The organism is Variovorax sp. P1_H12_2, from assembly GCF_056405335.1.
On the sequence record NZ_JBFUCI010000522.1, the window covers coordinates 1 to 3,877 of the forward strand.

Genomic DNA, 3,877 nt, shown 5'->3' on the forward strand with positions numbered 1-3,877 from the left:
GCGGGGCAACCTGGGGGCGAGTCACCGGCCCGGCATGTCCTTGACGGAATACCCGAGGCTCACGGTCGCGTCCTGCGGAATCGCCGGCATCGTGGCATTCCAGGCCAGCCAGGCCTCGCGCATCGCGGCCAGGCGGGCGGGCTCCTTGTGGCCCTGGTTGGCCCGTTCGCGTTCGTCGGCCGGGATGTTGAACAGGTACTCGTTGCCGTCGACCTGCAGGTACTTCCAGTCGCCGTCGCGCAGCGCGCGCTGGCCGCGATGGTTCATGCGCCAGTGCAGCGGGCGCGCGAAGCTCCTGGTGGCGTCGCGCAGCACCGGCAGCAGGGACACGCCGTCGAGCGGGAACGCCGGATCGGCCGCGACACCCGCGGCGTCCAGCATCGTGGCCGACCAGTCCATCGTCATGCAGTGCTGGTCGCTCACGCCGCCGGCACCGATCACCTTCGGCCAGTGCGCGATCCACGGCACCCGGATGCCGCCCTCGGTCAGGTCCATCTTGCCGCCGACCAGCGGCCAGTTGTCGGAGAAGCGCTCGCCGCCGTTGTCGCTGGTGAAGACCACCAGCGTGTCGTCGGCCATGCCGTGCTTCTCGAGCGCCGCCATGATCCAGCCGATGCCTTCGTCCATGTGGTGGATCATGCGGCGGTAGGTGTGGATGTTGCCGCCCGCGAGGTCGAACAGGTTGTCCTTCACCGCCGGCGCTTTCGCCGCGTCCTCGCGCGTTTCCCAGGGCCAGTGCGGCGCCGTGTAGTGCAGGCTCAGGAAGAAGGGTTCTTCCTGCTGCGCCATGCGTTCGACGTAGTCGACCGCGCGGCGCGACAGCAGGTCGGTGAGGTAGCCCTCCTGCCGGCAGTCCTCCTCGCCGGACCACAGGTCGTGCCGGCCGCTGGAGTCGCAGTGCGTGAAGTAGTCGACGCCGCCCGACATCGGGCCGAAGAATTCCTCGTAGCCCGAGCGCAGCGGCCCGAAGGCCGGCGGATAGCCCAGGTGCCACTTGCCGATCAGGGCCGTGCGGTAGCCGGCACCGCGCAGCAGCGACGGCAGGGTGGGCTGGTCGGTGGGCAGGCCCAGCGTGGCGCTGCCGCGGCTCTTGCTGTTGATCGGCTCCTCGGCCGCGCCGCGCAGCCGGTACTGGTAGCGCGCGGTGATCATCGCGAAACGCGTCGGCGAGCAGACGGGCGAATTGGCATAGCCCTGCGTGAAGCGCATGCCCTTCGCGGCGAGGCCGTCGAGCACCGGCGACACCGGTCCGAAGGACGCATCGCGGCCGCCGTAGCAGCCGAGGTCGGCATGGCCGAGGTCGTCGGCCACGATGAAGATGATGTTGGGTCGTTGCATTGTTTTCAGGGTTGGTAGCCGGATTTCTGGACCACCGGCGCCCACTGCGCCCGGTAGGCCTTGAGCATGGCCTCGGTCTGGGCCTGGGTGCTGACCACCGGTGTCATCAGCGTGTCCTTGAAGCGGCGCTGGGTGTCCGGGTCCTGCATGACTTCGCGGATCGCCTGCGACAGGCGTTCGACCTTGTCCTTCGGCATGGTCGCGGGTGCGAAGAAGGTGTTCCAGCCCGTGGCGACCAGGTCGAGGCCGGCTTCCTTGAAAGTCGGGATCTCGGGCGCGAAGGGCGAACGCTTTGCGCCTGACACGGCCAGGATGCGGATCTTGCCGGCCTGGTGTTGCGGCAGGTCGACGTCGAAGGTGTCGAAGGCGATCGGCACCTGGCCGCCGATCAGGTCGGTGAGCAGCGGGCCCGAGCCGCGGTAGCCGACCACCTCGGCCCGCACCTTGGCCTTCTCGCCCATCATGAGGCCGAAGAAATGCGGCAGGCTGCCGGTCGCCGGCACGCCGAAGTTGGCCTTCTCCGGATTGGCGCGCATCCACGCCAGCAGGTGCGGCAGCTCGCGCACCGGCACCGCGGTCGACACGGCCAGCGCGAACTCGTAGTCGTTCACGTGGGACACCGGCACGAAATCCCGTTCGGCGTCGTAGCCGTTGTCCTTGAAGACCAGCGGCGCGACCACCATCACGGCCGGGTTGGCGAGCATCAGCACGTTCTGCCCGGCCGGCGTCGCCTTGACCTGTTGCGCCGCGAGCCGGCCGCCCGCGCCGGGCTTGTTGTCGACGATCACCGGCACGCCCAGCCGGGCCTGCAGCTTGTCGCCGACGATGCGGGCCACGCGATCGGTGGCACCGCCGGCGGCATAGCCGACCACAATGCGCAGCGGGCCGCCCTCGAGCGCCTGGGCGTGGGCAGACAGGGCCGCGGCGCCCAGTGCCAGGGCGGCGGCGAGGCGGGGGAAGAGTCGGCGAGAAATCATGGGTGCTCCGATGTGCATGGTCAGTCGTTGGCCTGGAAGTTCACGGCCTTCATGATGGCGCCCCAGCGGGCGGTGTCCTCGCGCATTGTCTTCAACAGGGCCTCGGGGCCATCGCCCACCGGGTACATGCCGTTCTGCAGCAACTGCTGGCGCACCTCGCGCGAATTCACGGCGCGGGTGAATTCGGCGCGCAGCTTGTCGACGATCGGCTGCGGTGTCTTCAGGGGCGCGTAGTAGGCGAACCAGGCGGTCGCGACCACGTCTTTGAGGCCCGCTTCGGTGAAGGTCGGCCGGTCGGGCATCAGCGGCGAGCGCTTGTCGCCGCTGGTTGCGAGCACCTTCACGCGGCCGGTGGGCAGCATCTGGATGGCGCCGCCGATCGTGTCGAAGTACACCGGGATGGTGCCGCCCATCACGTCCTGGCGGGCCGGCGTCGAGCCGCGATACGGCACGTGGACCATCCTGAGCCCGGCCGAGCGGTTGAGCATTTCTCCGAGGAAATGCGAGGGCGTTCCCGCGCCATAGGAGGCAAAGCTCAGCGCGTCGCCCTGCGCCTTGGCCCAGGCCAGGAATTCTCGCAGCGTGTTCGCGGGCACGTCCTTGCCCACCACCAGCGCGAGCTCGAAGCGGGCTGCGTTGACGATCGGCACGAAATCCCYGATCGGGTCGTACGAGAGATTGCGGTAGGCGCCCGGGAACATGGTCATCATGCCCGCCGTGCCCAGCAGCAGCGTGCGGCCGTCGGGTGCCGCGGTCTTCACCGCTTCGACCGCGATGCGTCCAGCGGCGCCCGAGCGGTTGTCGATGATCAGCGGGCCGAGCGAATCGCGCACCTCGTGCGCGATGGCGCGGGTCAGCACGTCCTGGGTGCCGCCGGCCGGCACGCCGATCAGGACCTTGATGGGCTGGCCGGGCGTGAAGGCCTGGGCGCCGGCCAGCGGCGCCAACGCGAGGCCGCCGATGCCGCCGAGGGCGGCGAGGACGCGGCGGCGGTCGAATCTGTGGTGCATGGGGTCCTGGTCTCCTTGGGATTGACTTTAGAGTCGCGGCATCCGATTGATCTAATCAACCATTCCAAGGATTTACCACTAGATGACCGCGCCGCCCCGCCGCCCCCTGGACGACCTGCTGCTGTACCGGCTGTCGCGCCTGATCGCGGTCGGCGGCAGCATGGTCATCCGGCTTTGCGAGGGACGCTTCGGCATCACGCGGCGCGAGTGGCGCCTGATCGCCACGCTCGCCAGCCGCGGCGAGCTGAGCTCCTCGCAGCTGGCCGGGCACGCCCAGCTCGATCGGGCCCGCACCTCGAAGGCCGTGGGTTCGCTGGTCGCCAAGGGACTGTTGTCGCGCGCGCACCCGGCGGGCGACCGCCGCCAGGTGCTGCTGGGCCTGACGGCGCGCGGACACGGGCTGTACGACGAGCTGTTCCCGTTGGTGACGCAGATCAACGCCGGGCTGATGGAGGCGCTGGACGCCGACGCCGCCGGCCGGCTCGACGATGCGCTTCGCCGCCTGCAGGCCCGCGCCGAGCGCATGGCCGGCGAGGCCGTGCTGCCCAAGGC

At 69.8% G+C, this 3,877-nt stretch carries 4 protein-coding genes; 1 reads left to right on the forward strand and 3 read right to left on the reverse strand.

All coding sequences use genetic code 11. The annotated features are described in order from the left end of the window. Positions 1-21 precede the first annotated feature (21 nt). From AC1D2K_RS31530 to AC1D2K_RS31540, 3 genes are read right to left on the reverse strand one after another with little or no spacing between them, the layout of a single operon-like run. Positions 22-1,338, reverse strand: coding sequence for a sulfatase family protein (locus AC1D2K_RS31530; RefSeq protein WP_478093971.1), 1,317 nt, complete (start codon positions 1,336-1,338; stop codon positions 22-24). 5 nt (positions 1,339-1,343) lie between these two features. After that, the gene (locus AC1D2K_RS31535) at positions 1,344-2,315 is read right to left on the reverse strand and encodes a Bug family tripartite tricarboxylate transporter substrate binding protein (RefSeq protein ID WP_478093972.1); all 972 of its coding nucleotides are present in this window, start codon (positions 2,313-2,315) and stop codon (positions 1,344-1,346) included. Positions 2,316-2,335: 20 nt separating this feature from the next. Further along, positions 2,336-3,325 (reverse strand): Bug family tripartite tricarboxylate transporter substrate binding protein, encoded by a 990-nt coding sequence (locus tag AC1D2K_RS31540; RefSeq protein ID WP_478093973.1) that lies wholly within the window; start codon positions 3,323-3,325, stop codon positions 2,336-2,338. A gap of 82 nt (positions 3,326-3,407) precedes the next feature. Here AC1D2K_RS31540 and AC1D2K_RS31545 point away from each other — a divergent pair. Next, on the forward strand, positions 3,408-3,877 hold a 470-nt coding region (locus tag AC1D2K_RS31545), incomplete at its 3' end, for a MarR family winged helix-turn-helix transcriptional regulator (RefSeq protein ID WP_478093974.1).